Here is a 26,668-nt window from a genome sequence, read left to right as displayed (position 1 = left end):
TCCACCTCACAAATTTCAAAAGATTTTAAATAGCATATCAAATCCTTTTAATTGTGGCAAATACAAAAACCAAGCAATCGGGGAAATTGTACCACCAAATAACGTTTTTTTCGGCCCTAATAAGAATAAGACCGCTAAAATAAGGAAAATAGCCAAGACGATTAGTAAGACATTTGCACCTTGTAATAAGTTGAACCAAAGTCTTAAATTGCTAAAGAGCATATCCATTTTTTGATTACGTAAAACTTTATCTGTCTCGGCAATGGCGCGCATTTTTTCAATTCTTTGCCAATTTTCTTTAAATAATATCATTTCTTTTTCAGTCAAAACTTCATTAAAAATTTTTGTGTCTGCAGCAAAATCAAGAAAAAACCAATTTATTGTTTGTCGTTTGCGCTTTTCATCCCAATAGCGCATACTCCATTTTTTGGTTGTGATTCCTTTTATTTTGTCATAAGGAAAACTAGAGAACCCCCCTGTTTCAAAAAAATCTAAGAGGGTAAGGAAAATCATGCGCGTATTGGTAAAAATTAGGAGGCGGTTGCCCCGTGTATCATTAAAAGTTTTCACATATTGTTTGGCTTGTGAAGTTCGGGCATAGCCCATTGCCATGGGACCAGCATTCATAAAACCAGAATTTCCTTCTACGGTCATAGGCAAATAGCCCATAATTTCTTCGCTGACAGCTAAATTTGGTTGCAATTTTTCTTTGACCTCTTGAAATAAAATATAATATTTACTGCGCTTGAATAAATCTTTTTTAGCACTAGTGCTTAAATATCCCGGTTGCAACTTGGCATTTTCTGCAAAAATAATCTCTTTAAAGCTCATGCTAATTCCCCCTTTAACGCATTTTGCAACAGTATTTTCCCCCGCGATAGATGATTATATACTGCACTTGTTTTTATTTCTAAAAGCTGGGCTATCTCTATGGGTGCTGTTTGATAAAAGTAATAATGCAAAAAAATTAACTGATCTTGTTCATTTAAAACATCCAATAATTCTAAAAATTGTTCTTTTGCTAAGGGACTATCAGTTTGTTGATAATTACTAGCAACATTTTCAGTCTTGAGGTCTGTTTGTCGCCTGTTTTGTAACTGTTGTTTTCGTTTAAAGTCAATTGCCTTATTGCGGGTTATAACCATGATAAAGGTTGCTAGGCTACTTTTATCCGCAACATAGTTGGGGATTTTTTTCCATAATGTATAAAAAACCTCATTTTCACAATCTGACCAAAGATTACGCTCAGAGTTGTCTGACAAAACACCCCGGATTGTTTTAATAATGGTTTCACCATAGATTTCAATCATTTTTTCCAAACCTGTAAAATCATGATTTCTAATTAAGGTTACGATTTCATTGTCCCCCATCTTATCCCTCCTTTATTTACTTAATATACGAAAAATATGACGCATTTCTATCACGATGTGCCAATATTATGTAATCTTTCTGTCAAAGAAAAATAAAGTGATTTTTATCCACTACTTTCATCGGTTTTAGCTTCAGATTTTGTCTAATTCAACCTTGTAGTTTACAACTTTGAAAGAGTGATTTTATTATTAACCTTCACGATTGCATATCATTTATATGCAATAAATAAAAAAGTTGTGATCCTCGCTTTTGCCAGAATCACAACTTTTTCATTTTACTTGGCTAACCAATTTTCTGGATCTTCTTTCCAAGCTTTTAATAATTTAAGGTCTGCTTCGCTGATGTAATTACTAGCCAATGCCACTTCAATTAAAGTTGAATAATTGGTTAACGTAACCAATGGAACATTCGCTGCCGCAAAGTTTTCCTTTCCTTTTGGCAATTCATAAGTAAAGATTGCAGCAACACCTAAGACATCGGCACCCTCTTTTTCAGCTGCCTCACAAGTGCCCAAGACACTGCCTCCTGTTGAGATTAAATCTTCAATGATTACCATTTTTTGACCTTTTTCAATGCGACCTTCAATTTGTTTTCCTTTACCATGGTCTTTAGCCTTGGCACGGATATAAACCATTGGTAAGTCTAAAATATCTGCTACCCAAGCGGCATGAGGTACGCCACCTGTAGCTGCACCAGCAATTACTTGCACATCAGGAAACTGCGCTTTAATTTTATCGGCTAAACCTTGGGCGATTTGTTTACGCACTTTAGGATAACTAATCGTAATACGATTATCGCAATAAATTGGACTTTTAATGCCGCTAGCCCATGTAAAGGGCTCATTTGGACTCAAAAATACAGCTTCTACTTCTAACAAATCTTTTGCAATTGTGGTTTCTAAACTAGTCATTTTCAATACCATTCCATTCATTTTTAATTTGGGTATATGCTTTATAAGGATCTTCAGCCAGAGTGATTGGACGACCAACAACAATATAATTCGATCCGATTTTTCGTGCATTGCCAGGTGTCACCACACGTTTTTGATCCCCTACTTCACTACCAGTAGGACGAATACCTGGCGTTAAGCAGATAAAGTCGTCACTTGTGGCGCCTTTTATTTCAGAAACTTCTAGCGCAGAAGAAACAACACCATCAAGACCAGCTTTTTTTGCGCATTGCGCATAATGAATGACACTCTGAGCTAAAGGCACTTCAATTAATTGATCTGCGTGCATTTCTTGTTCTGTCGTTGAAGTCAGCTGTGTGATTGCTAAAAGCTTCGGACGCTTTTTCCCCATGGGTGTGCCTTCTTCTAAACCACGCATCGCAGCAGCCATCATTTTGACACCACCAGCTGCGTGAACGCAAGTAATATCAACACCAAGGCCGGCTAATCCGCGCATAGCTTTTTCAACTGTATTGGGAATATCGTGGAGTTTCAAATCTAAGAAGACGTCATGTCCGTTTCTTTTTAACCAACGAACTGTTTCAGGTCCTTCGTGGTAAAACAACTCCATACCGATTTTAACAAATAATGGTTCTTTTTTTGGGAATTTTTTGAAAAATAATTCAACTTCTCCCCGACTTGAAAAATCTAGGGCAATAATTGGACGTTCATTCATTTTTTATTTTTCCTCTCTTACTTGTTGGATTAATTCACCTAAACTGTTAATACCTAGTTCAGCCATTCTTTTAGGGAGTGCATCAATTAATTTAGGACAAACATAAGGGTCAGTAAAATTAGCTGTTCCAACTGCGACAGCACTAGCACCAGCCATCATCATTTCCAGTACATCATCTACTGTTTGTACACCACCCATTCCGATAATCGGAATATTGGTTGCATGAAAGACTTGATGAATTAAACGAATTGCGACAGGCTTAATAGCAGCACCAGACAATCCACCGGTTTGGTTTGCTAAAAGTGGTTTACGTGTTTTTAAATCAATTCGCATTCCCAGTAAGGTATTAATCATAGTAAAGCCATCAGCACCGGCTGCTTCAATTGCCCTTGCAATGGGAACAATGTCGGTTACATTGGGAGATAATTTAACATAAACAGGCACTTTGGCCACCTTTTTTACCGCTTCTGTTAGACTAGCGGCTACTTTGGGATCTGTTCCAAAAGCAATTCCACCGTGTTTGACATTTGGACATGAAATATTCAGCTCGATTGCTTTTACATTTTCAGCGTTGCCAATTTCCTTGCAAACCGCTACATAATCCTCTTCACAAGAGCCGGCAACATTGGCAATAATATTTAAATTTGGATAACGTGTGTTTAAGTTGGGTAAAATTTCTGATTGCACAACTTCTAGGCCAGGATTTTGTAAGCCAATAGCATTTAACATGCCACTGGGAGTTTCGGCAATCCGGGGTGTCTCATTACCAAAACGCGCTTCAGGAGTTGTTGCTTTAATCATAATGGCACCTAATTTATTTAAATCATAAAATTTGCCATACTCATCACCAAAGCCAAAACAACCACTAGCTGGCATGATTGGATTTTGAAGCTCAAGGCCTGGTAATTGGATGTGTAATAAATTGGTCATAATACGATTACCCCCGTTTTAAAAATTGGTCCTTCATCACAAACTTTAACACTTTTATTTGGCTCATCTTTAACGTGGCAAACACAGCCATAGCAAGCACCAACGCCACAAGCCATTCGTGCTTCCATTGAGATTTGCGCGTTGGGATGATTTTGATATTTTTCATCGACCATTTTTAACATACCATTATTGCCGCAAGCAAACACCGCAGCAGGAGTTTGTGCATGTGTATACTCTGCTAAAAGATGGGAAACATTACCCTTAGTACCCAAGCTACCATCATCTGTTGCAATGTGGGTTTTTCCCAAGGATTGGAATTTTTCAGCATAATAGACAACTTCTTTTTTGGCAAAGCCCAAAAAGTGAATTGGGTTTACTCCTTTTTGCACCAATTGGCGTGATAACTCATACAATGGTGGTACGCCAATTCCGCCCCCAATTATATACGCTGTATCACCTTCTTGTAACAGACTAATATCAAAGCCATTGCCTAAAGGTCCTAAACAATCAAGCGCATCTCCTGGTACTAACTGCGTGAAAACTTTTGTACCTTGACCTTCAACGCGATAAATCAAATGACAGGTCAGATTTTTCTTGTCAAATTGATTGATACTAATTGGTCGGCGTAATAATAAATCTTTTTGTGGTACCAAAACATGCAAAAATTGCCCCGGTTTTTCCATCGTTTTTACTAATTCACCCTGTAAAACCAATTCAAAAATATTAGGTGCAATTTCTTGTTGTGCTACTACGGTCAAAATCCCTTGTCTCATGCTGCTCCCCCTGGTATTTAAAATAGACATTATGCTCGCAAATGAAGCTGTGACAAAAGACTTGTCACAGCCCCTTATTAGAAAATAAACAGCGTTTTTTCAGGTAACTGCTGTCACAGTCTTGTCGTTTAGATTGCTTTAGTTGAAAAGGCGCGATCTTCCATTACTTTTAAAATAGCATCGGCTGTATCTAAAGATGTTAGTAATGGTACCCCATGTTCAACGGCTTCGCGGCGAATAATAAACCCATCCGCAGAAGCGCTCTGACGATCTTTATCCATCGTGTTAATAACCAGCTGAGCTTGATTATTCCGAATTAGTTCAACGACATTTGCATCTTTTTCTTCAGAAATTTTGGCAATTTCTTTCACCCGCAAACCCGCTGTTACAAAATAACGGGCTGTTCCTTTTGTTGCAATTAAACTAAACCCAATTTCTGCAAAGCGCTTAGCCAAAGCTAAGGCTTCTTCTTTTGTATCATCTGCGATGGTAAATAAAACAGAACCAAATTCTGGTACTTTCAACCCCGAAGCTTCAAAGGCTTTGTATAGTGCCTTTTCCAAGTTACGGTCACTTCCCATTACTTCGCCAGTTGATTTCATTTCTGGCCCTAAATAAGTATCGACCTTTTGTAACTTTGTAAAAGAAAAGACAGGTGCTTTAACATGAACGTAATCATCTTCTTGATATAACCCATTTTCATAACCTTGATCGCGTATTTTTTCTCCTAAGATAGCTTTGGTTGCAATTTGAGCCATTGGGATTCCTGTAACCTTACTTAGAAACGGAACCGTTCGACTAGCCCGTGGGTTTACTTCAATGACATAAACTTTATTGTCACTAATGACAAACTGAATATTCATCATCCCGACACAATTTAATCCCAAAGCTAATTTTTCTGTATAGGCTGCGATTGTAGCCTGAATTTCTCTATTTAAAAATTGCGGTGGATAGACAGCCATTGAATCACCCGAGTGCACCCCCGCTCGTTCGATATGTTCCATAATTCCTGGAATTAAAACTGTTTCACCGTCACAAATCGCATCCACTTCACATTCACTACCGGTCAAATAACGATCAACTAAAACGGGATGTTCTGGCGAAGCCTTAACCGCATTTTTCATATAATCTTCAAGATCAGCTTGATTTTCCACGATTTCCATCGCGCGACCACCTAAAACATAGCTTGGTCTAACCAAAACGGGATAACCGATTTTTTCAGCGATAGCGACAGCCTCAGTTTGATTTGTTGCAGTTTCACCTGGAGGTTGTGGAATCGCCAACTCCTTTAAGGCCTGTTCGAATAAATCACGATTTTCAGCTCGATCTAAGTCTTCAATGCTGGTACCTAAAATTTTGACACCATTATCTTGCAGAGGCTCAGCCAAATTAATCGCTGTTTGTCCGCCAAATTGTACGATTACCCCAATTGGATTTTCCAACTCGATCACATTTAAGACATCTTCTAAAGTTAACGGTTCAAAATATAATTTATCAGAAACTGAAAAGTCAGTCGAGACCGTTTCTGGATTACTATTCATAATAATTGCTTCATAACCCGCCGCTTGAATTGCCTTAACCGAGTGAACAGTTGCATAATCAAACTCGACACCTTGGCCAATTCGAATAGGACCTGAACCTAAAACTAAAACAGATGGTTTCTTAGTGACGCTACTTTCATTTTCAAATTCATAGCTACTATAAAAATAGGGTGTTTCCGATTGAAATTCAGCCGCACAAGTATCTACCATTTTATAAACAGGTTTGAGATTTTGTTCTTTGCGGAAATTACGTACTTCACTTTCTTTCAAGTGCCAAAGTTCAGCAATCTTTTTATCAGTAAAACCATTTTGCTTGGCTTTTTTCAAAATAGTCGAATCATTTGGGGCAGCTTTTAACGCAGTCTCTAACTCAACGATGTGCAATAATTTATCTAAGAAAAAGAGATCAATTTTCGTCATTTCCGCGATTTCTTCAATCGGATATTGACGCCGGATAGCTTCGGTTACGTAAAATAACCGATCATCCTGAGCTTTTATCATCTTTTCTGTCAGCTGATTATCACTTAATGTTGCTAATTCTGCTAATTCAACGTGTGTGACCCCGATTTCTAATGAACGAACAGCTTTTAATAAGGATTCTTCAATGTTACGCCCAATGGCCATAACTTCGCCTGTAGCCTTCATTTGTGTTCCTAAAATGCGCTCACCTTTTTCAAATTTATCAAAGGGCCAACGGGGAATTTTACAAACGACATAATCTAATGCCGGCTCAAATTCAGCGTAAGTTGTCTCCGTTACTGGATTTTTCATCTCATCTAAAGTTAAACCAACCGCAATTTTAGCCGCCAATTTAGCAATCGGGTAACCGGTAGCTTTACTTGCTAAAGCTGAAGAACGCGATACCCGCGGGTTTACTTCAATAACATAGTAATTAAAACTATGGGGATCTAGTGCTAGTTGGACATTACAGCCGCCTTCAATTTTTAAAGCACGGATAATTGAAAGCGAGGCGTCTCGCAGCAGCTGATATTCGCTATCTGATAACGTTTGACTAGGGGCAAAAACAATGGAGTCGCCGGTGTGAATACCGACAGGATCAAAGTTTTCCATATTACATACGACAATCGCATTATCAGCTGAATCTCGCATAACTTCATACTCGATTTCTTTGAAGCCGGCAATACTTTTTTCAATTAAACATTGCGTAGCTGGCGATAATTTCAAGCCATTTTCTGCGATCAAACGCAATTCCTCTTCATTATCACACATACCACCACCTGTACCACCTAGCGTAAAGGCAGGACGAACGATAACAGGATAACCAATTTCATCAGCAAAAGTAACTGCTTCATCAACCGTATTAATAATGGCAGATTCAGGAATGGGTTGATTTAGTTCTTCCATTAGCTGTTTGAATAAATCACGGTCTTCGGCTTGATCAATCGCGGCAAGCTTTGTACCTAAAAGTTCAATGTTTAACTCGGCTAAAATACCTGAAGCAGCTAATTCCATGGCCATATTTAAACCCGTTTGCCCACCTAAAGTTGGCAAAAGCGCATCTGGATTTTCTTTTCGTAAAATGCGGGAAACAAATTCAAAAGTAATCGGTTCGATATATACTTTGTCGGCAATTTCTTTGTCCGTCATAATTGTGGCCGGATTTGAATTGACCAAAACAACTTCATAGCCTTCTTCTTTTAATGCCAAACACGCTTGTGTGCCGGCATAATCAAATTCAGCTGCCTGACCAATAATAATCGGGCCAGAGCCAATCACCATAATTTTTTTAATATCCGTACGCTTTGGCATCTTTTTGCTCCTTTCCTGCATCCATCATTTCAATAAACTCATCAAACAAGTGCAAAGCGTCATGAGGACCTGGGGCTGCATCTGGGTGAAACTGAACTGTAAAGGCAGGATAATCTTTGTGGCGCACCCCTTCAATCGTTCCATCATTAACCTCAATATGGGTGACCATCAAACGTTTGTTGTCAATGGAGTTGGCATCTACAGCATAGCCGTGGTTTTGCGAAGTAAAATCAATCCGTCCTGTTGCGATTTCACGCACCGGATGATTTAAGCCACGATGGCCGAATTTCATTTTAAATGTATCCGCACCATTTGCTAGTGCAAATAATTGATGGCCTAAACAAATTCCAAAAATCGGCACTTTTCCTTGAATTTCTTGAATCATTTTAATCGCTTCTGGTACATCTTTAGGATCTCCTGGTCCATTGGTCAACATAACACCATCGGGGCATAACTCTAAGATTGTGGCAGCCTTCGTATCGTAAGGTAAAACAGTTAGATTACACTGTCTTTTTGATAGCTCACGTAAAATACTGTGTTTTAATCCAAAGTCAATCACAACGACATTGTGGCCAATTCCTGGACTTGGGTATGGTTTAGCTGTGGAAACTTGAGCCACTTGATTGGTTGGTAGTACTGCTGCTTTTAATTGATCATAGGCATGGGTGAAATCTTCTTCTGCTACAATACTAGCTTTCATAGTGCCGTGCTCTCTAATTTTTCTGGTTAAAGCTCGCGTATCAATCCCAGCGATGCCAGGAATTTCTTTGCGCTTTAAAAATTCGTCTAGTGTCATTTGGTTGCGCCAATTACTAGCAAGTCTGGCATGTTCTTTAACAACGACCGCTTTACAAGTAGGGGCAATTGACTCGTAGTCATCTCGGTTAATCCCATAATTTCCTACCATTGGATAAGTGAACGTAATAATCTGTCCATTAAAACTTTGGTCGGTGATGGTTTCTTGATAACCGGTCATACTGGTTGTAAAAACAATTTCGCCAAATACGTTATTGCTAGCGCCAAAACCTTCCCCTTCAAAGTAGGTGCCGTCTTCTAAGATTAACCAACGTTTCATATTTACTCCCCTTTTTGCCAAACTTTTTGACCATCAACAAAGGTTAAAAGAGTATCGCCATAAACTTTTTTGTGATCAAATGGTGTATTAACTGCTTTTGATACGAATTTTTCTGAGTCGATTTCATATTCTGTTTCGATGGCAAAAACTGCTAGATCAGCTGGCTGACCAATTTGTAAACGTCCTGCGTTTAAGCCAAAAATCGCTGCTGGTTTTGTCGCCATCCAATCAATAACTTGTGCTAAAGTGAAAATGCCGGTCTTAACAAAATGAGTGTAAATTAGCTGAAAAGCATATTCAGAGCCAACAATGCCAAAAGGCGCTTTTAAGAAACTTTGATTTTTTTCTTCAAATCCATGGGGAGCATGATCCGTTGCAATACAGTCGATTGTGCCGTCTAATAGGCCTTCAATTAACGCCTTGCGATCATCTGCTCCTCGTAATGGTGGATTCATTTTCCAGTAGCCAAAATCATTGGGAATTTCTTCTTCAGACAAAATGAGATGGTGAGGTGATACTTCTGCTGTTACATGGACACCAGCTTTTTTTGCATCTCGGATAATTCTCACGCTTTCTTTAGTTGAAACATGACAAACGTGGTAATGGCAGCCGGTTTCTTCGGCTAAAATTAGATCTCTGGCAATTTGAGAACTTTCTGTTGCACTTAAAATTCCTGGCAAATTAAGTTCTGCTGCTTTTTTTCCAGCATGCATAACACCTGCAAACAGCAGTGACTCGTCTTCTGTATGGGCAACCAAAGCCATATTATTGGCAGCAGCTTCTTTCATTGCTAAATACATCGTTCCTGCTGTTTGAACCCCTACACCATCATTGGTAAAGGCAAAAGCACCCGCTTTTTTTAACGCTTTTTGATCTGTTAAGACCTCACTGCGCAATTTTTCGGTAATTGGTGCATATTGCAACACCTTCACGACGGCATCTTTTTTTATAATTGCTTGAACTTTTTGAAATTTTTCAACAGTATCTGGAACTGGATTTAAATTAGGCATGGCACATACCGTAGTAAAACCGCCACGAGCGGCTGCTTGGCTGCCAGTTTTAATTGTTTCCTTGTACTCAAAACCTGGTTCTCTTAAATGAACGTGAACATCTACAAGGCCTGGTGTAATCAACTGACCAGCTGCATCAAACACTTCATCAAAAAAGGTCGGGTCAAAATTTGTGCCGATAGCTTTAATTACGCCATCTTCAATCCAAATTTCTGCTGTCGTTAGGTTGTTATCATAAGTATTGATTTTACCGTTTTTAATGAGTGTTTTCATAATCATCCTCCTAAAATTTGTTGAAAAAATTGCTTTATTTACTGGAAAGGAGATGGCTAATTTGTCAGCACATCTCCTTTTTTATTTTCTTTTAAGCTCTGCCGGCTAAAACTGCTTCTAAAATTGCCATCCGGACAAAAACGCCGTTGGTCATTTGTTGGATAATGCGAGCTTGGTAGCCTTCTACTAAAGAATCTGCCAATTCAACATCACGATTAACTGGCGCTGGGTGCATGATAATTGCCCCTTCTTTCATTTTTTTGGCACGCCCAACAGTTAGTCCATATTGCGCGTGATAGCCTTCTTTTGAAAAGCTTTCATTGCCATCGTGACGCTCATGTTGAACCCGTAACATCATCATTACGTCTACTTTGTCAACAAGTTCATCTAATGGTAAGTAATGCCCATAAACTTCAAATTCTTCATCATACCATTGTGCCGGTCCAGAGAAGAAGACTTGCGCACCTAAACGTTTTAACATTTGCATATTTGATTTTGCCACGCGGGAGTGGGTAATATCTCCGACAATCGCTACTTTTAAACCTTCAAAACGGCCAAACTCTTCATAAATTGTCATTAGATCCAATAAACATTGCGTTGGATGTTGGCCACTACCATCGCCGCCGTTAATAATTCCACATTGGATTGTTTTACTTTGAATTAAATCATCGTAGTAATTTTCATCTCCGTGACGAATAACGGCAACATCGACGCCTAAAGCAGACATGGTCAAAACGGTGTCGTATAATGTTTCACCTTTTTGAACCGAACTTGTTGAAGCATCAAATTCAATGACATCAATGCCTAATTTTTTTTCTGCCACATCAAAACTTTTATGTGTTCGGGTACTATTTTCGAAAAATAGATTTGTCGCAAAATACTGCTCTTTTTCTGGTGTCCATTTTGCGCCGTTTTTAAATTCTTGACCACGTCTAATTAAGCCCATAACCTCTTGGTCTGTTAAAGCTTCAACGGTTAATAAGTGTTTTAAACTAATTCTCTCTTGTTGGATGATCATCTTTTTTCCTCCTAATAGTTCCCTTAAGTTTTTTACTCGGCTTCTTTATTGATGACAATACGGTCCTTACCGTCTACTTCTTCCATTTCCACAATAATTTCTTCGGCTAATGACGTCGGAATATTTTTTCCAACATAATCGGCACGAATTGGCAACTCTCTATGACCTCTGTCCACTAAAACGGCTAAAGAAATTTTACGCGGACGACCATAGTCCATAATTGCATCCAACGCGGCACGAATTGTTCGGCCGGTAAACAAGACATCATCCACCACGATAACTTCTTTACCTTCCAAATTGACGGGGATATCAGAAGCATGAACAGTTGGATCATCTTCTTTTTTTGCATCATCCCGATAAAGTGTAATGTCTAATTGACCGACTGGCACTTTAATACCTTCTAGTTGTTGTAAACGTTCAGCGATACGCTGGGCAATGTAGATGCCTCTTGTTTTGATTCCGACTAAAACCAAGTCCTCAATACCATGATTTCGTTCAATGATTTCATAGGTAATCCGAGTCAATGCTCGCTTCATTGTTACTGCGTCTACTACTTCTTTTATTGCCATTTTTTTCCTCCTCGTCAATTTAAAAGACAAAAAAACTCCTGCCCGAAGTTAGGCAGGAGTGATAATTGATTTAGTATCTGGGTACACTGACCCTTTTTACTACAATTCACCGAACAAGTTTTACTAAGGCGCACCTTACTAAATTACTTGCACACTCCTTTTTAGCCTCACGGGACTACTCTTAAAGGATTACTATTTATTTTTCCTAAAACAAGGTTACACTTCTTTAAATCAAAAATCAATCTTTTTTTCGTAAGTTTGTTAATGTTTTTTCAAAAATTTCTGGCAAAGGTGCTTCAAAAACCATTTTTTCGTTGGTACGAGGGTGTGTGAAGCCAAGTAACTTCGCATGTAAAAATTGACCGTTTCCTTTTAAGGTTTTTTTCGGACCATAGGTTGGATCTCCGGCTAGAGGAAAACCTATGTATTGCATGTGCACCCGAATTTGATGAGTACGACCAGTTTCTAACTGTAGTTCGACTAAAGTAAAGTCACCAAAGCGTTCTAAGACAGTAAAATGCGTCAGCGCCGGTTTCCCGTCTTCTCTTATTGCTTGCATTTTTCGATTAACTTTAGAACGACCAATAGGAGCTTCAATGGTCCCTTTTTCGTGAGTAATATTACCGTGTACCAAAGCAACATATTTACGCAAACTGGTTTTAGCTTTTAATTGTGCTGCTAATGATTCATGGGCAACATCATTTTTTGCCACCATCAATAGCCCAGAAGTATCTTTGTCAATACGATGAACAATTCCCGGACGTACAACATCGTTAATCGTTGATAAATTGCTCAATTGATATAACAATCCGTTTACTAGCGTGCCGTGACTGTGACCTGCAGAAGGATGGACCACCATTCCTTGGGGTTTATTTATCACTGCGACATCTTCATCTTCATAAACGATTTCTAAATCGAGATTTTCTGGCACTAAGTCCAGTGTTTCTGGTTCTGGAATTTGGATGACAATCTCATCTTGGGCTTTGACTTTGTAATTAGCTTTTAACGGTTGTCCCTTTAAGAAGACTACACCTTCTTTTAACCACTGTTGAATTTGCGAGCGGGTATATTCTGGTAAATATGTCGTTAACGCTTTATCAATGCGCGGCCCGTTTTCTTTTATCACAATTAAAAGTTCTTTCATGCTTTTGCTCCTTTAAAGCGTTCTTCAAATAAAATGTAAATAAAAATCAAAATAACTCCCACTACTAAACAAGAATCCGCTACATTAAAAATAGGAAATGAGACAAAATCAGTTTGAAACATATCCACTACGTAACCTAAGCGCATGCGATCAATGAAATTGCCTAATGCGCCCGCAAGCACCAAACTTAACCCCAATGAATAAAGCTTGACACCGTTACGATTTTTGTACAATAAGTAACTACAAGCACCAACTGCTACAATTGTGACAATGGCAAAAAAACTCATTTGCCCTTCTAACATGCTCCAAGCAGCACCTGTATTTTGAAAATAAGTTAGTGAGAAAACATTTTTAATAATCGGCATCGATGTGCCCAATGCAATATTGGCAACGATCCACCCCTTGACCAATTGATCTACTACGATCAAAAGTACCGCAATAAGAATAAAAATTATCATAAATTCAACTCATTTCTAAACATTAAATAAATCACGCGGACGAATAATTCCTAATAAGTTACCATTAGGATTTCCATCGCGTGTAATTAAGATTGCTTCTAACAATCCATTTTGATGAAACATATTTTCTGCTTCTGCCACAGTTGTTTTACTGTCAACAAACTGGTAATTGGTCACTTTACCATCTTCAATTAACAATTCATCTGCCAAGCGATTGCCTAAAACTATCTCACCTTTTAAGCTTTCTTTGGCAAACCAATAACCTAGCGCTCTCAAAGTGATAAGGCCTTTAAATTTGCCTTTTTCGTATAAGGGAAATTGAGAATAGCGCTTTTGAGCAATGGTTTTTAGAATTTCATAAATTGGTAAAGTAATTTCAAAACCTGTTACATTTTTCCGGAAACGCGGCAAGACCAGTTCTGGCTGCAATAGTGCTTTTTCGATTTCCATAATCCGTTTTACTACCCACTCATTTGGTTCTGCGATCACAAAATCTGTACTAATTTGGTCGTGAACAATAGCATTGCGCAATTGCGCCATTTGCAGTAGATCCTCGGCATAATCATTTGTCAAAAATTCTGGTTTTTTGCTTAAACGGCGTACCATTTCACTAAAGCCCATGTTTTTGGGATTATTTAATTGCTCTTTTAACCATTTGTTAATCCGATTAAAACTAGCTAAAAATAAATCAGCATTTTCCGCCATAACGACTGCTCCTTTTTATTTTATTGAAACAAATCACTTTCTTTGGTCACAAATTTTTCAGCTGAAATATGGGTTTTGAGTTCTGTAATTAATGCTGACTTGGTTTTCTTACGCATTAGAAAATGATATTCTTCACCCAAATACAAAAACTCAATACCGTTTTTGATAATGGCGACTTGGGTAATATTGCGGTAATAAAGTTCTTGCTTTTTCCAAAAGCGAGCATAATAAACCGTAATATGATCATGGGTTAAAACAAAGCGGCGCAGACAGCCAATTATAACACAGACAAAAAAGAAGGCCATGACTAAATTGCTTTTCCAGTAGGGTCTAGTATTTTCCAAAGACAATGTCAAACTATAAAAGAGAACAATCAATGTTAATGACCAATAAATGATACTGACAGCAAGTTCTGGCTGCCAACGATATTTTCTATTTTTCATACTTGTAAATTGCTCCTCTTCTGCTAAAGTTAAAACGTGAATTATTTTAATTATAAGGATGATGACTATGATTAAAGCCTATATTGATGCCGCTACAAAAGGTAATCCAGGTCCAAGCGGTGCTGGGTTGTTGTTAGTTTCTGACAATCTGCATGAACAAATCCACCTACCATTGAAAACGATGAGTAACCACCAAGCTGAATTCCATGCTTTTTACGAATTATTAACTTATCTCATCCAACACAATTATATAAATGAAACCATTTTTGTTTACTCTGATAGTAAGATTTTAGTCCAAACAGTAGATAAAAACTATACTAATAACGAAAATTTCCAAGAAATTTTTCAAAAAATTCAAGCTTTGCTACCAAATTTCCCCCTATTAATTTTACAATGGATTCCAGAAAGTAAGAATAAAGGCGCTGATCAACTGGCCAGACAAGGGCTACAAAAAGCATTGCGACAGCATTAAAGAATAAAGACACCAACACGGCAAAGATCAAAGTAAGCTTTCCTTTGAATCTTTGCCGTTGGTGGCTTTTTTACTATACAAGAAAAAATATTGATTTGACTACTTGAGCACGATCTAACTTATTGCTAGTAAGAAAAATAAGTTCGGAAGTTTTGCTTATAAAATTGGTGACAGTAAACGAGAAAAGTTTTGCTTAAAACGTAGCCAATAGGACTGATTGGCAATTATTTCATCTGTTAAAACATAGCATTTTTCTTGATCGGCTAAAAAGATCTGCTGCATTTGTTTGGTTAGCGTTTCATCGTAGACAAAAGCGTTCACTTCAAAATTTAATTCATAACTACGAATATCTTGGTTGGTTGAACCAAAAGAACATAAATTGTCATCCATGACAATGGTTTTTGCATGTAAAAAACCATTGTCGTAATGATAGATTTTAATTCCCATTTTATGCAGTAAATTAGCATAATATTGCGTTGCACGGTAGATAAAAGGATGATCGGGCATATTGGGAATCATAATTCGGACATCAACGCCTGAACGTGCAGCTGTAACCAAAGCATTAAACATGACGTCATCTGGAATTAAATACGGTGTTTGAATCCATACTTTCTCATCCGCAGACAAAATCATTTTAACAAAGGCACTTTTTAAAATATCGATTTTATTTTCTGGGCCATCTGCCACTACTTGAATCTCAGCTTGACCCCCCGTATCTTTTTCAATCACAAAGTAACGTTCTTCGTAATCTAACTGGTCGCTCTCATTTTTAACCGAAGCATTCCAATCCCGAATAAAGATTTCTTGTAAACTGAAACTAGCCGTACCAACAATGCGTCCATGGGTATCCCGCCAGTAACCAAATTTTTCACTGCGACTTAAATACTGATCCCCCACGTTAAAACCACCGGTCCAGCCGATTTTACCATCAATTACTACGATTTTACGATGCAAGTGATAATTTAACCGAGTTTTGCGAATTAAATCTCGCGAAGTAATAAAGGCGGCAACTTTTCCCCCCGCTGCAACTAGCGGCTGAAAGAATTTTTCATTGGAACCTTTTGCCCCCCATGGATCATAGATTAGACGAACTTCTACGCCAGCTTTCGCTTTTTCAATTAATAGTTGTAAAAATTGATGGCCAATTCTATCCGGGAAAAAAGCATAGTATTCTACATGAATATTATCTTCAGCTGATTTAATATCTTCAAATAAAGCCGCAAATTTCTCATTACCATCTGTATAGAGCTTTACGCTGTTGCCCCTTGTTAAAGGTGATTCATCAACAGATTTTAAATAGCGTTCTAATAATTTTAGTTCTTTTTCTACTTCTTCAATATCATAACGCTTATTATTCTGGTGAATTAACGTATTAATTTCTTTGACTTTTCGATTGGTCTCAACATCATATTTATAAACTGTTTCACCATCAATTCCCCGGCCGCAAAATAAATACACGATAAATCCAATAATGGGGATAAAAATTAAGGTCAAAGACCACGCAAGAATGCTCGTAATCGAGCGTGGTTTTCGAAATACTGTAACCAAAGCACCAATCGTGTTAATGAAAATTATAAGTAAAAAAACTGATTGTAAGATACTTAAATCTTGTTGAATCGTCATTGGCTAAACTCCTTTACGTCAAATTTAGATCGTTATAATAAATAGTTGTGATCAAAGGTTATTTCTAAAGTGACAGCACCCAAACGGTTGGTTAAATATTCTGTCAAATTTTCGCGAATTTCAGAATCTTTTTTACCACATTTGGGTGGCACTACGACATCAAAAGACAACTGATTTTTTTCAATCCGAAAATCATGGACACGCAAATCTAACTGTAATGCGCTAATCGCTTCTTTTACGATCTCCCATTTTTGCTGGTACTCAGGACTTTTCACCGCAACCGGATCTAAATGGCAAACAAGCTCCACCTTCAAGTTTTCGCGAAAATCTTTTTCAATGCGGTTAATAATATCATGAGCATGATTTAAGCTCCACGTGTCATCTACTTCAATGTGGACTGTGGCAAATTGTTTTTTAGGACCATAACTGTGAACCAACAAATCGTGATACCCTAAAATATCAGGATATTCATTTAAGTGCGTTTCCATTTTTAAAATTTCTTCGCTACTAGGACGACTTCCCAATAATTCATCGATAAATTCTTTCACCATTTTTAAACCGCTGTATAAAATATAAAGTGCGATAAAAAGCCCCATCCAACCATCAACATGTAGACCAGTAAATAGTTCAACAAAAGCTGAAATGAGAACAGCTGCCGTTGTAATAACGTCATTTAAGCTGTCTTGTGAGGATGCTTTTAGTGTTTCAGAATCAATTTTGGTTGAAATTTTTTGATACATAAAACTTTGCCAGATTTTAATGCCAATTGATAAGAGCAAAATAATAAAAACCAATGGCGAAAGTTTAATTTTGCTTGGATCCATTATCTTTTCAACAGAGGAAACCAAGAATTGAAAGCCAACAAAGGTAATAATAATCGAAATCATGAAGCCACTAATATATTCAAAGCGCTCATGACCATAGGGATGTTCTTTGTCGGCTGGTTTAGCTGCAATTTGAAAACCAACCAAAGTTAACACAGAAGATGCAGTATCGCTTAGGCTGTTGATGGCATCGGCCATGATTGAAACACTATGGGCGAAAAGACCAATAAAAAATTTCATAATAAACAAGAGACCATTTGAAACAAGTCCTAAACTACCTGCTAAAAAACCAAAAGAAGTGCGCGTCTTTTCTGCGTCTTTTGATTCGATTTTTTTTATAAAATAATTAAGCATTGCCGTAAAACTCCTTCAACTAAACTTCTCTTCATTTTACCCTTTTTATCAATTTCAAACAAATTTAAGGCCATTCTTGATAAATAATTATCGGCTTAAAAACGACATAAATAATAACCCGAACGCAATATGTACTTGGCCTTTAAAAGGCGCAACTCTCTAAAATTAAAGAGTGATACATTTATTGTTCGGGTCATCATCTTTTATCACGATTACAATCTAGGTATTCGTGTATTTTTAATTTTTATTATGCTTGTTGTAAGAAATCGGCTACTTTTGCTAGGGCGGCGCTAATGCCAGCAGGATTTTTACCTCCGGCTTGAGCCATGTCAGGACGTCCACCGCCACCACCGCCAACGAGTGGTGCAATCACTTTAATTAAATCTCCAGCTTTTAAGCCTCGTGCGATTGCTTCATTACCCATTGCCGCTAACAAGTTTACTTTTTCACCGCTAGCATTGGCCAACACTAACACATCAGAAGTAGCTTTTTGCTTCCATTGGTCAGCTAATTGACGCAATTGGTTCATATCTTTAACCTTCACTTCAGCGGCGATAAAACTAATACCATTTATAGTTTCAACGTTTTTGAAAATATCGCCAGCTTGTTGATTGGCTAATTTACTTGCCAATTGTTCATTTTCTTTTTGTAAATCTTTTAGTTGTTGTTGTAGTTGTACAGTTTTGGCAACAACTTCTTTTAATTGTGGTGATTTCACAATTGTGGCGATTTCTTTTAGTTGTGTTTCTTCACTATCAAGTAATTCATAGGCTTCTTTGCTGGTTACAGCTTCAATTCGGCGGACACCGGCACCAATTCCTGACTCAGAAACAATTTTGAAAATACCAATATCTTCTGTATTGGCCACATGCGTGCCCCCACAAAGCTCAATGGACCAGTCGGCAACATTTACAACGCGGACATCGTGACCGTATTTTTCACCAAATAACGCCATTGCTCCCATACCTTTGGCTGTATCAATATCTGTTTCAATTGTAACAACGGGTAGTGCATCCCAAATTTTTTGGTTGACGATTGCTTCCATTTGGCTTAATTCTTCTGTTGTCACTTGACCAAAGTGCGTAAAGTCAAAACGTAAGTGTCCTGGGGCCACTAGTGAGCCAGCTTGATTTGCATGGTTGCCCAATACTTCTTTTAATGCTTTGTGTAATAAATGCGTCGCTGTATGGTTTTTAATAATACGATTACGACGAGCAACATTAATTTGTAAGAAGTAAGTCGTGCCTTCTGATACGGGTGCTTGCAGCGTTACCGTGTGTAAAAATTGACCATTTGGCGCTTTTTTCACATCGTGAACTTCAGCGACGATATTTCCTGTTACATCACAAATGATACCAGTATCGGCAACTTGTCCTCCCATTTCTGCGTAAAACGGTGTTTTGGCAAAAATCAATTGTGCTTCACCACTATTTGCAGCACTAACAATCGCTTCGTCTTGAATTAAAACGAGCAATTCACTTTCAGCTTCATAGTTATCATAACCCACAAACTTACTTTCTACTTTAATTTCAGTTAGTAAAGCAGATTGAACTCCCATTGACACGTCCGTACTGCGAGCTGCACGGGCCCGTTCTCTTTGGGCTTGCATTTCTGCTTCAAACCCAGCGTGATCAACTTTTAAGCCTTCATCTTCTGCGACTTCTTCAGTTAATTCAACTGGAAAACCATACGTATCATACAATTTGAAGATATCTTGTCCGCTTAAGGTATCTTTTTTCTCAGCTTTAACTTTTTCAATGACTTGGGTCAAAATTTCCAAGCCTTCGTTGATTGTTTCATGGAAACGCTCTTCTTCTGTTCGGATTACTTTTTCAATAAATTCTTGTTGTTGTAGAATTTCTGGATAATAACTGTCCATAATCTTACCGACAACGACAACTAATTTATACAAAAAGGCTTCATCGATTCCTAGTTTTTTGCCGTGCATAACAGCCCGACGTAATAAACGCCGCAATACATAACCACGACCTTCATTAGAAGGTAACGCCCCATCGCCAATGGCAAACGCCAAAGCCCGAATATGGTCAGCAATTACTTTAAAGGAAATATCAGTTTGTGGTGCATCGCCATATTGGAATTTGCCACTTAAAACTTCTACTTCTTTAATAATTGGCATAAATAAATCTGTTTCAAAGTTGGTTGGTGCATTTTGAACGATGGAAACCATTCGTTCTAGCCCCATCCCCGTATCAATGTTTTTATGAGGTAATGGTTCGTAAGTATCGTCTGGTTTGTGATTAAACTCAGAAAATACTAAATTCCAAATTTCCAAGTAACGTTCATTTTCCCCGCCAGGATAGTTTTCAGGATCGTCTGCTGCTAAATCGTTGAATTCTTCGCCACGATCGTAAAAAATTTCAGTATCTGGACCGCTGGGACCAGCACCAATATCCCAAAAATTGTCTTCAATTTCCACAATATGATCAAGAGGTAATCCGACTTCTTCATGCCAAATACGCTTGGCTTCTGTGTCTTTTGGATAAACCGTAACATATAATTTTTCTGGATCAAAAGCCATCCATTTTTCATCAGTTAAAAATTCCCAAGCCCAATGAATAGCTTCTGTTTTAAAATAGTCACCAATTGAAAAATTTCCTAACATTTCAAACATTGTATGGTGGCGAGCTGTTTTCCCTACATTTTCAATGTCGTTGGTTCGAATTGATTTTTGTGCATTTGTAATCCGGGGATTTTCTGGAACTACAGAGCCATCAAAATATTTTTTTAAAGTGGCAACTCCAGAATTGATCCACAAAAGGGTGGGATCATTCACTGGTACTAAAGATGCACTTGGTTCAACACTGTGTCCTTTTGACTTGAAAAAGTCCAAGAACATTTGGCGGACTTGGCCGCTGGATAATTCTTTCATCATTTCTCCTACTTTCAAAAAAAATAAGACACCACTGCAAGACAAGGACGAAAACCGCGGTACCACCTTGTTTGCAATGATGTCATTCATTACCTCTTAAGCTCTATAACGCGGAGTTGCGTCAGTATTGCTACTGAATTAAAAAAAGGGAGCAACTGCAAACAGGTTTGTGCTTTTTTCTCAGCAAACAAAAGCTTTCTGTAACAAAGAAACTGTTCGGTTATATCCTTTTTCCCTACAAAGTATAGAAGACAAACCTATACTTGTCAACGATTTAATCTAATTCAATTGAGATTACTTTACGATATAAAAAATCTTGTGGTGTTAATTTTTCATCTGCTTTTAGACGTCTATTGGCACGGTAATAAGTTGCTTCTGGTAGCAATTCTAATAAAGGAATCCCGCTTTTTTGACTATGTTCCATTTTCAAGACAGCATCACAAGTTAGTTCATAGCGATTGGCTCCACCGTTAATAACTACACCAAACATATTGGGACCTTGTTTTAAGCTTTTCACTTGTCTGCCCCAGTAACTTTCGTCAACATCAGCAGCATTTCCCCAGCGAAATAGTTTACGTGTTCCTGCGCCTACCATAAATTCCCACTGATCTTCACTTAATAAATCAAAGCCTTCATTTTGAATCGTACGAATTAAACTTGTTTGGTTGCATTCAAAATGTTCAAAGACATAATAACTATCAGTACCATCTGCAATTTCTAAGTAAAAAGCATTTGGTGATAAAATATGGTATGGCAATGAGTAATTTAAGCTTTCTTCAAAAGTTTGCGGCGGCGTAAGCTGTGCTTTAACCTCCGCTTCAAAAGGACTAAATTTTGCCACATTCCCCGTAAATTCCCCCGTAATAGTATCTAACATGCCTAAATAGCGCGTTCCTGCTGGTAGTGCATGTTTTTGTATCAACATGGGGGGAATATCTTTTTTTCGTAAGGGAGAGGTATGCAAATTGACGTATAAATCCCAACTATCCAAATCTCCCAAGTGATATTCTGCAACAATTTGTTTATCGTTTTTTGTTAAGGGATGTGTGTTCGTAATTGACCAAGCGTTAGTTGCTAGTCCTTTTACACCCAAATCCCAGCCTAAAATTGCTTCTTTTTGTCCGGGCACAAAAACAAAAGCTTCGCCATCGATTTCCAATTCAAACGTGCGGCATTTTACGCCATCTAATTGATAAGTCAATAATTCAAGATTGGTGATTTCTTTTAATGGACTGACAAAATACATTAAGACTTGCTGGAACGCTTGAATCTTCGCTTCATCTGTCAAATTCTTCCAATTATTCCAACGTAACATTTCAAATAAATTCATCGAAATTCCCCTTTAAACAATGACTTTTCATGTTATTCTTTTTTTAACCTGCTAAAATTCAGTATATCATGATTGGAGTACATTATGGATAAAATTTCTTTTGGCTGCCAAAACAGTTTACAAGCAGCAGCCTTTTATGTTCGCTATCACGTTTTTGTTTTAGAACAAAAAATAAAGCCAGAATGGGAATTTGACTCTTTGGATGACAAGAAAAGAAAGTACTTTGTTCTTTTTAAAGACGAAATCCCCGTGGCTAGCGTTCGCTATCAGGCCTGGGATCAAAAGACGATTCAACCGGATCGTTTTTGTGTTTTAAAAGCTTATCGCAACCGTGGCTTAGGTCGCAAATTATTAACAGCCTATGAAAAGCAAGCTAAAAAAGATGGCTATATCTTTTCGCAACTGACTGCCGAAGTTACAGCTATTTATTTCTATCAAAAGTTGAATTATCAAATTATCAGTGATGTTTTCTTAGAAGATGGTATTTTGTGTCAGAAAATGGCAAAAAAGCTGTAAGCTTATCCCAAAGAATAAAAGAAAATACTTTGGGACGGTTTGACTGATTTGATAAGCTGGCCTTATATTAGCTGGCAATGAAAACAACATTTCTGGCAGTAGTGTAAATTTTTTTCACTCGCTTTTTGCTAATGGAAAACAACAAAAAGTCATGATACTAAAGCATCATGACTTTTTTAACTATTGACTTGATTTTTTCTTGTGTTTTCGTGCTGTACGCAGTTGCTGGCGTTTTTCGACTTTACGTTTTTGTTTTTTATCTTTGTCGACTGCCCACTGAATTTTTTTCTTATAACCTGGTTTGATTTTTTTCTTTTTCTTTTTAACCAAACCAATCAGCGTCGGATCTAACTCATCTTTTTTGGTCTGTTCCCGTTTTTTCCGACGGTTGCGATCATAACCTGTGACAATTTCGCCATTTTTGATTTCTTTTGGTTTAAAGGTCACGCCGATTTTTTCAATTGCGGCTACTTTTTCCTCATCTTGCGGGCCGTATAAAGTAATCGCCGTACCAGCCAAATTATTACGGCCAGTTCGTCCAACACGGTGAATAAAGAACTCTAAATCATTAGGAATCTCTGCATTAATAACATGGGAAACGCCCTCGATATCAATTCCTCGAGCTGCTAAGTCTGTTGCAACAACGTATTGAAAATCCATATTTTGGATGCTACGCATGATGCGTTTGCGTTCGCGGGGTGTGATATCACCATGGACTTTGGCAACTTTTAATCCTTGTTCTTTGAGATAATCACTAATTTCATCTACGCGTTGTTTGGTATTGGCAAATACTAAGGCCATATAAGGGTGTCCAATTGTCAATAACTGATAAATTAACCGATTTTTATCTTTGCCCTTGGTAGCGATTAACCAATTATCAATCGAATCAGCTATGACAGCTTTGGGTTGAATCTCTTCAATTACTGGATTTTCCAAGTATTTTTTTAAAAATGGACGTAATTTTTCGGGAATGGTTGCTGAAAAAACTAATATTTGAACTTTTTCTGGTAATCGGCTCGCGATTTGATCAACTTCCTGCAAAAAACCCATGTCTAATGTCATATCTGCTTCATCGACTACAAAAGCAAAAGCTTTATGGATAAATAAGGCTTGTTCATTAATCATATCCAACAAGCGGCCTGGTGTTCCGATGACTACATGAGGTTGTTGATGTTTTAATTTGTCAATTTGCCGTTGTTTATCTGTTCCGCCCACAAAATTGCTCACGCGAATTACAGGATCAGAAAAAGCTGCGATTTGTTTGGCAGCCGCATAAATCTGATTGGCCAATTCTCGACTTGGTGCTGTAATGACAACTTGGGCACTTTCATTAGTTGGATCAACTGCATCAAGCAATGGCAGTAAAAAAGTATGGGTCTTCCCCGTACCTGTTTGCGATTGCCCGACAACGCTTCTTTTTTGTTTAATCACAGGAATCAAGCGTTCTTGCACTTCCGTTGGTTTTTCAAACTTCTTTTCTTTAAGAGCTTCGTATATAAAGGGCTTAAATTGAAAATCCGTAAATTGCATATTTCCACCTTCTTTTCATAATGTTCTTAGGGATTATAGCACAAATGGCACACTGCGTCAGATTTCTTTTGGCAAAATTGTACTTATTACGTAAGTCCCACTTCTTTTTTCATAAAACAATTGTCTTTTCTTACGAATCACTGACCAGATAACGTTAATAACAAACAATCCTTGAATGACAGCTGCCCCGATTGTAACCATAGAAGCAATTCCGACTAAAAAGTGGTTGTTGCTTTTCACCAAAGGCGCAAATAAGGTACCGAGTTGTCCAATACCGCCATAAATTAAATACAACAATCCATAACGCTTTACTAACGCTTTTAAGGTGATATGGCGATGCTCGTTTTCAACCACACGAATTCTAACAATTTTTTTTCCCAGTGTTTGACCATTTAGCCCATAGTTTAAAAGGATAAAATAAAGTAAAATGGTGACAAAATACCATGCTGGGGTATCACTAAAATCAATTGCGTAATCTTGTGTAAAAAAGCGTAAAGCAACAGTAAGCACAAAGGTAAAGAAATAAATGAAAAACCAATCTAAGAAAAAGGCAGCAAAGCGTCGGAAAAGAGTCACATCTCGCCCTTTTTCATAGGCTGTTTCGGCTAACTCTTCTCGTGATGGCAATAATAAAGTAAATAAAGGTTCAACCAAATAACCAAGCGTACCACCAATGGTGTTGTGTAAAAGGTCGTTCACATCAGCCAAACGATAATTTCTGGGATAAATAAAATACAGCCCGGTTAATTGTGTAACTTCAAAGAATAATGACAATAAAAAGCTGGCCAATATCGTTTTCTTCAAAGAAAAACCGAAGAAATAGCGTAGGTAAACGCCAAATGGCAACAGTAAAAATACGTTAAATACAGGTTCTAAAAAAACGCCTTGTTTCATGGCGGGCAAATACGTACTTGGATCATTTAGTCTCAAAGCAGTTTGAGTTAAAAAGTTATGCAATGAAGCACCTAAATGCAATTCATAGTGAGGCCCCGTGTAATGCGCCACCTCCGAAATTGGTGGTAATGGCAAAATGACTAAAAAATAGGCACATAACAAATAAAAGACAAAAGAATACATAATAAGGGCACGACTAAAAATAAAGCGACCAAATTTACGATACTCATAAATAAAGAAAAAAGATGAGATAAATAAGGCTAAAAACGGGAAAATCAAAAGAGCTGTTTTAAGTGGTTCAATATAAGCAGACATAAAAGATCCTTTCTTTGCTTAAGCTAAGTCTTAAAATATTTCCCAAAAAAAATACTTTGGCGTATGATAATTACAGGAGGTGCAATTATGTTAAACGAGTATTTTGCATTGGGTGTTCCTATTGCACTAATTGTTTTATATGGCCTAATCTTGCTACTGCGTAAAAAAAGTAAAATTCCCTATCTGGGGTTTGTATTGTTTATTATAGCAGGCTTTATGGTGGCTTTTAGCTACCAAGTGTTGCAATACGCCATAAAAGAACAAGATGATTTAGTAAAAGCAAGTAAAAACTTAGCTTTAAACTATCCATTTTGGTTATTATATATCCCTTTAATTATCGGGATTATTTTAGTTGGCATTAATATTTTTCGTGCTTACAAGCGCATTAAACCACAACTTAAATCATAAAGCATTCTGATAAAAACACAAAACAAAAACGCCCAAACGCGTAGTGCAGATTATCTGAAACACAATAACCTGGCTTGGTACGTTTGGGTTTTTCTTTTTTTAATTAATCTTCTAAAAACTCTGATTCATCGTTGTCTTCAACATATTGGCTACGCTCTTCTTCGTCTAATTGACTGACCAGATAATCATAATCTGCTTGGGATAAAACCACCACATCGACATCATTTTGTTCATCAATTAATTCCACTGCAGAATAATCGTCACCCAAATTTTGTAAAAGGGTAATAAAACCTTTATCTTTAAAAGTTAAATACTCCGTTTTTTTCATTTTCAATCACTCCTAATAAAATTCGTAAAAGCGAATACTAACGGTATTTTTTTTTGCCAAAGCAGTCAGTGTATAAAGATCTAATTTTACATAATCTTCAGCTACTAACTGATAGAGATTATCTTCTAAAGCCTCTTCGATGTATGGCAATACCTCATCTTCATCTCCGTGTGACGCAGCTTTAGTTTTCAAAATTTGTTGAAATAAACGAGGGTCTAAGAGTAAAAAGTATTCTTTATCATACTTATAGACTGCTACATGATATAGCTTATTAGTCAAATGTGCTTCGATAACAAAAAAGCATTCATTGTTGGCAGTTAATGTATTTAAAAGCTCAGCTGGTTCCATAGCTTGTTGGTAGAACATCTCCATCCCCCCTTAACTTGATTATAGGAGATATTCTAACTAAAATAAAATAATAAGTGTTGTGACAAAAGGCACAATCGTACAAATATTGCGCTTAAGACTTTATTTTTCTT

At 37.4% G+C, this 26,668-nt stretch carries 26 protein-coding genes; 3 read left to right on the top strand and 23 right to left on the bottom strand.

Annotation, left to right across the window (positions count from 1 at the left end; genetic code table 11):
- Positions 1-15: 15 nt before the first annotated feature.
- The 15 genes from JZO76_RS03615 to JZO76_RS03545 all read right to left on the bottom strand — a co-directional run bounded on the left by JZO76_RS03615 (position 16) and on the right by JZO76_RS03545 (position 14,705).
- A complete protein-coding gene (locus JZO76_RS03615; RefSeq protein ID WP_206902813.1) occupies positions 16-831 on the bottom strand; it encodes a PH domain-containing protein in 816 nt (271 codons plus the stop codon).
- Positions 828-1,370 carry an RNA polymerase sigma factor gene (locus JZO76_RS03610; RefSeq protein ID WP_206902812.1) on the bottom strand — a complete coding sequence of 181 codons (543 nt, stop codon included), beginning with the start codon at positions 1,368-1,370 and terminating at the stop codon, positions 828-830. The genes JZO76_RS03615 and JZO76_RS03610 overlap by 4 nt, the downstream gene beginning before the upstream one ends.
- 275 nt (positions 1,371-1,645) lie before the next feature.
- A complete protein-coding gene (gene pyrE / locus JZO76_RS03605) occupies positions 1,646-2,281 on the bottom strand; it encodes an orotate phosphoribosyltransferase (protein WP_206902882.1) in 636 nt (211 codons plus the stop codon).
- Complete coding sequence (gene pyrF, locus JZO76_RS03600) at positions 2,274-2,996, bottom strand: orotidine-5'-phosphate decarboxylase (protein WP_206902811.1); 723 nt, start codon at positions 2,994-2,996, stop codon at positions 2,274-2,276. Before pyrF ends, pyrE begins: the two co-directional genes overlap by 8 nt.
- A gap of 3 nt (positions 2,997-2,999) precedes the next feature.
- The gene (locus JZO76_RS03595) at positions 3,000-3,926 is read right to left on the bottom strand and encodes a dihydroorotate dehydrogenase (RefSeq protein ID WP_206902810.1); all 927 of its coding nucleotides are present in this window, start codon (positions 3,924-3,926) and stop codon (positions 3,000-3,002) included.
- Positions 3,923-4,699 (bottom strand): dihydroorotate dehydrogenase electron transfer subunit, encoded by a 777-nt coding sequence (locus JZO76_RS03590; RefSeq protein WP_206902809.1) that lies wholly within the window; start codon positions 4,697-4,699, stop codon positions 3,923-3,925. The genes JZO76_RS03595 and JZO76_RS03590 overlap by 4 nt, the downstream gene beginning before the upstream one ends.
- Positions 4,700-4,827: 128 nt before the next feature.
- A complete protein-coding gene (gene carB / locus JZO76_RS03585) occupies positions 4,828-8,010 on the bottom strand; it encodes a carbamoyl-phosphate synthase large subunit (RefSeq protein ID WP_206902808.1) in 3,183 nt (1,060 codons plus the stop codon).
- Positions 7,988-9,085 carry a carbamoyl phosphate synthase small subunit gene (locus JZO76_RS03580; protein ID WP_206902807.1) on the bottom strand — a complete coding sequence of 366 codons (1,098 nt, stop codon included), beginning with the start codon at positions 9,083-9,085 and terminating at the stop codon, positions 7,988-7,990. Before JZO76_RS03580 ends, carB begins: the two co-directional genes overlap by 23 nt.
- Before the next feature lie 2 nt (positions 9,086-9,087).
- Positions 9,088-10,368 (bottom strand): dihydroorotase, encoded by a 1,281-nt coding sequence (locus JZO76_RS03575; RefSeq protein ID WP_206902806.1) that lies wholly within the window; start codon positions 10,366-10,368, stop codon positions 9,088-9,090.
- A 91-nt stretch (positions 10,369-10,459) separates the two neighbouring features.
- Positions 10,460-11,386 carry an aspartate carbamoyltransferase catalytic subunit gene (locus tag JZO76_RS03570; RefSeq protein WP_206902805.1) on the bottom strand — a complete coding sequence of 309 codons (927 nt, stop codon included), beginning with the start codon at positions 11,384-11,386 and terminating at the stop codon, positions 10,460-10,462.
- Positions 11,387-11,418: 32 nt separating this feature from the next.
- Complete coding sequence (gene pyrR, locus JZO76_RS03565; RefSeq protein WP_206902804.1) at positions 11,419-11,955, bottom strand: bifunctional pyr operon transcriptional regulator/uracil phosphoribosyltransferase PyrR; 537 nt, start codon at positions 11,953-11,955, stop codon at positions 11,419-11,421.
- 238 nt (positions 11,956-12,193) lie between these two features.
- Positions 12,194-13,099, bottom strand: coding sequence for an RluA family pseudouridine synthase (locus tag JZO76_RS03560; RefSeq protein ID WP_206902803.1), 906 nt, complete (start codon positions 13,097-13,099; stop codon positions 12,194-12,196).
- On the bottom strand, positions 13,096-13,557 hold the full coding sequence (gene lspA / locus JZO76_RS03555; protein WP_206902802.1) for a signal peptidase II: 462 nt from the start codon (positions 13,555-13,557) through the stop codon (positions 13,096-13,098). The genes JZO76_RS03560 and lspA overlap by 4 nt, the downstream gene beginning before the upstream one ends.
- A 15-nt stretch (positions 13,558-13,572) precedes the next feature.
- Positions 13,573-14,262 carry a CBS domain-containing protein gene (locus JZO76_RS03550; RefSeq protein WP_206902801.1) on the bottom strand — a complete coding sequence of 230 codons (690 nt, stop codon included), beginning with the start codon at positions 14,260-14,262 and terminating at the stop codon, positions 13,573-13,575.
- Positions 14,263-14,282: 20 nt separating this feature from the next.
- Complete coding sequence (locus tag JZO76_RS03545) at positions 14,283-14,705, bottom strand: EbsA family protein (RefSeq protein ID WP_206902800.1); 423 nt, start codon at positions 14,703-14,705, stop codon at positions 14,283-14,285.
- A gap of 67 nt (positions 14,706-14,772) precedes the next feature.
- Between JZO76_RS03545 and JZO76_RS03540 the strand changes: the two genes are divergently transcribed.
- On the top strand, positions 14,773-15,177 hold the full coding sequence (locus JZO76_RS03540) for a ribonuclease HI family protein (RefSeq protein ID WP_206902799.1): 405 nt from the start codon (positions 14,773-14,775) through the stop codon (positions 15,175-15,177).
- 156 nt (positions 15,178-15,333) lie between these two features.
- On the opposite strand, the gene cls is transcribed toward JZO76_RS03540, so the two are convergent.
- The 4 genes from cls to JZO76_RS03520 form a co-directional block, all read right to left on the bottom strand.
- A complete protein-coding gene (gene cls, locus JZO76_RS03535; RefSeq protein WP_206902798.1) occupies positions 15,334-16,800 on the bottom strand; it encodes a cardiolipin synthase in 1,467 nt (488 codons plus the stop codon).
- A 32-nt stretch (positions 16,801-16,832) separates the two neighbouring features.
- On the bottom strand, positions 16,833-17,978 hold the full coding sequence (locus JZO76_RS03530) for a cation diffusion facilitator family transporter (RefSeq protein ID WP_206902797.1): 1,146 nt from the start codon (positions 17,976-17,978) through the stop codon (positions 16,833-16,835).
- A gap of 247 nt (positions 17,979-18,225) precedes the next feature.
- Positions 18,226-20,868, bottom strand: coding sequence for an alanine--tRNA ligase (alaS, locus tag JZO76_RS03525; RefSeq protein ID WP_206902881.1), 2,643 nt, complete (start codon positions 20,866-20,868; stop codon positions 18,226-18,228).
- Between the two features lie 274 nt (positions 20,869-21,142).
- Positions 21,143-22,198 (bottom strand): DUF7278 family profilin-like fold-containing protein, encoded by a 1,056-nt coding sequence (locus JZO76_RS03520; RefSeq protein WP_206902796.1) that lies wholly within the window; start codon positions 22,196-22,198, stop codon positions 21,143-21,145.
- Positions 22,199-22,282: 84 nt separating this feature from the next.
- Between JZO76_RS03520 and JZO76_RS03515 the strand changes: the two genes are divergently transcribed.
- Complete coding sequence (locus JZO76_RS03515) at positions 22,283-22,714, top strand: GNAT family N-acetyltransferase (protein ID WP_206902795.1); 432 nt, start codon at positions 22,283-22,285, stop codon at positions 22,712-22,714.
- Positions 22,715-22,894: 180 nt separating this feature from the next.
- Here the strand turns inward: JZO76_RS03515 and JZO76_RS03510 are convergent, their stop codons facing one another.
- Positions 22,895-24,244 carry a DEAD/DEAH box helicase gene (locus JZO76_RS03510; protein ID WP_206902794.1) on the bottom strand — a complete coding sequence of 450 codons (1,350 nt, stop codon included), beginning with the start codon at positions 24,242-24,244 and terminating at the stop codon, positions 22,895-22,897.
- 57 nt (positions 24,245-24,301) lie between these two features.
- Positions 24,302-25,453, bottom strand: a complete 1,152-nt coding sequence (locus JZO76_RS03505) for a VanZ family protein (protein WP_206902793.1) — start codon at positions 25,451-25,453, stop codon at positions 24,302-24,304.
- A gap of 87 nt (positions 25,454-25,540) precedes the next feature.
- Between JZO76_RS03505 and JZO76_RS03500 the strand changes: the two genes are divergently transcribed.
- The gene (locus JZO76_RS03500; protein WP_206902792.1) at positions 25,541-25,861 is read left to right on the top strand and encodes a hypothetical protein; all 321 of its coding nucleotides are present in this window, start codon (positions 25,541-25,543) and stop codon (positions 25,859-25,861) included.
- A 103-nt stretch (positions 25,862-25,964) separates the two neighbouring features.
- On the opposite strand, the gene JZO76_RS03495 is transcribed toward JZO76_RS03500, so the two are convergent.
- Together JZO76_RS03495 and JZO76_RS03490 are read right to left on the bottom strand one after the other, a co-directional pair.
- The gene (locus JZO76_RS03495; protein WP_206902791.1) at positions 25,965-26,189 is read right to left on the bottom strand and encodes a hypothetical protein; all 225 of its coding nucleotides are present in this window, start codon (positions 26,187-26,189) and stop codon (positions 25,965-25,967) included.
- 12 nt (positions 26,190-26,201) lie between these two features.
- Positions 26,202-26,555 (bottom strand): hypothetical protein, encoded by a 354-nt coding sequence (locus JZO76_RS03490; protein ID WP_230710845.1) that lies wholly within the window; start codon positions 26,553-26,555, stop codon positions 26,202-26,204.
- Positions 26,556-26,668: the final 113 nt, after the last annotated feature.

It is taken from the genome of Candidatus Enterococcus myersii, assembly GCF_017316025.1.
GTDB lineage: Bacteria > Bacillota > Bacilli > Lactobacillales > Enterococcaceae > Enterococcus_C > Enterococcus_C montenegrensis.
This window is presented reverse-complemented; position numbering and strand designations above follow the sequence as displayed.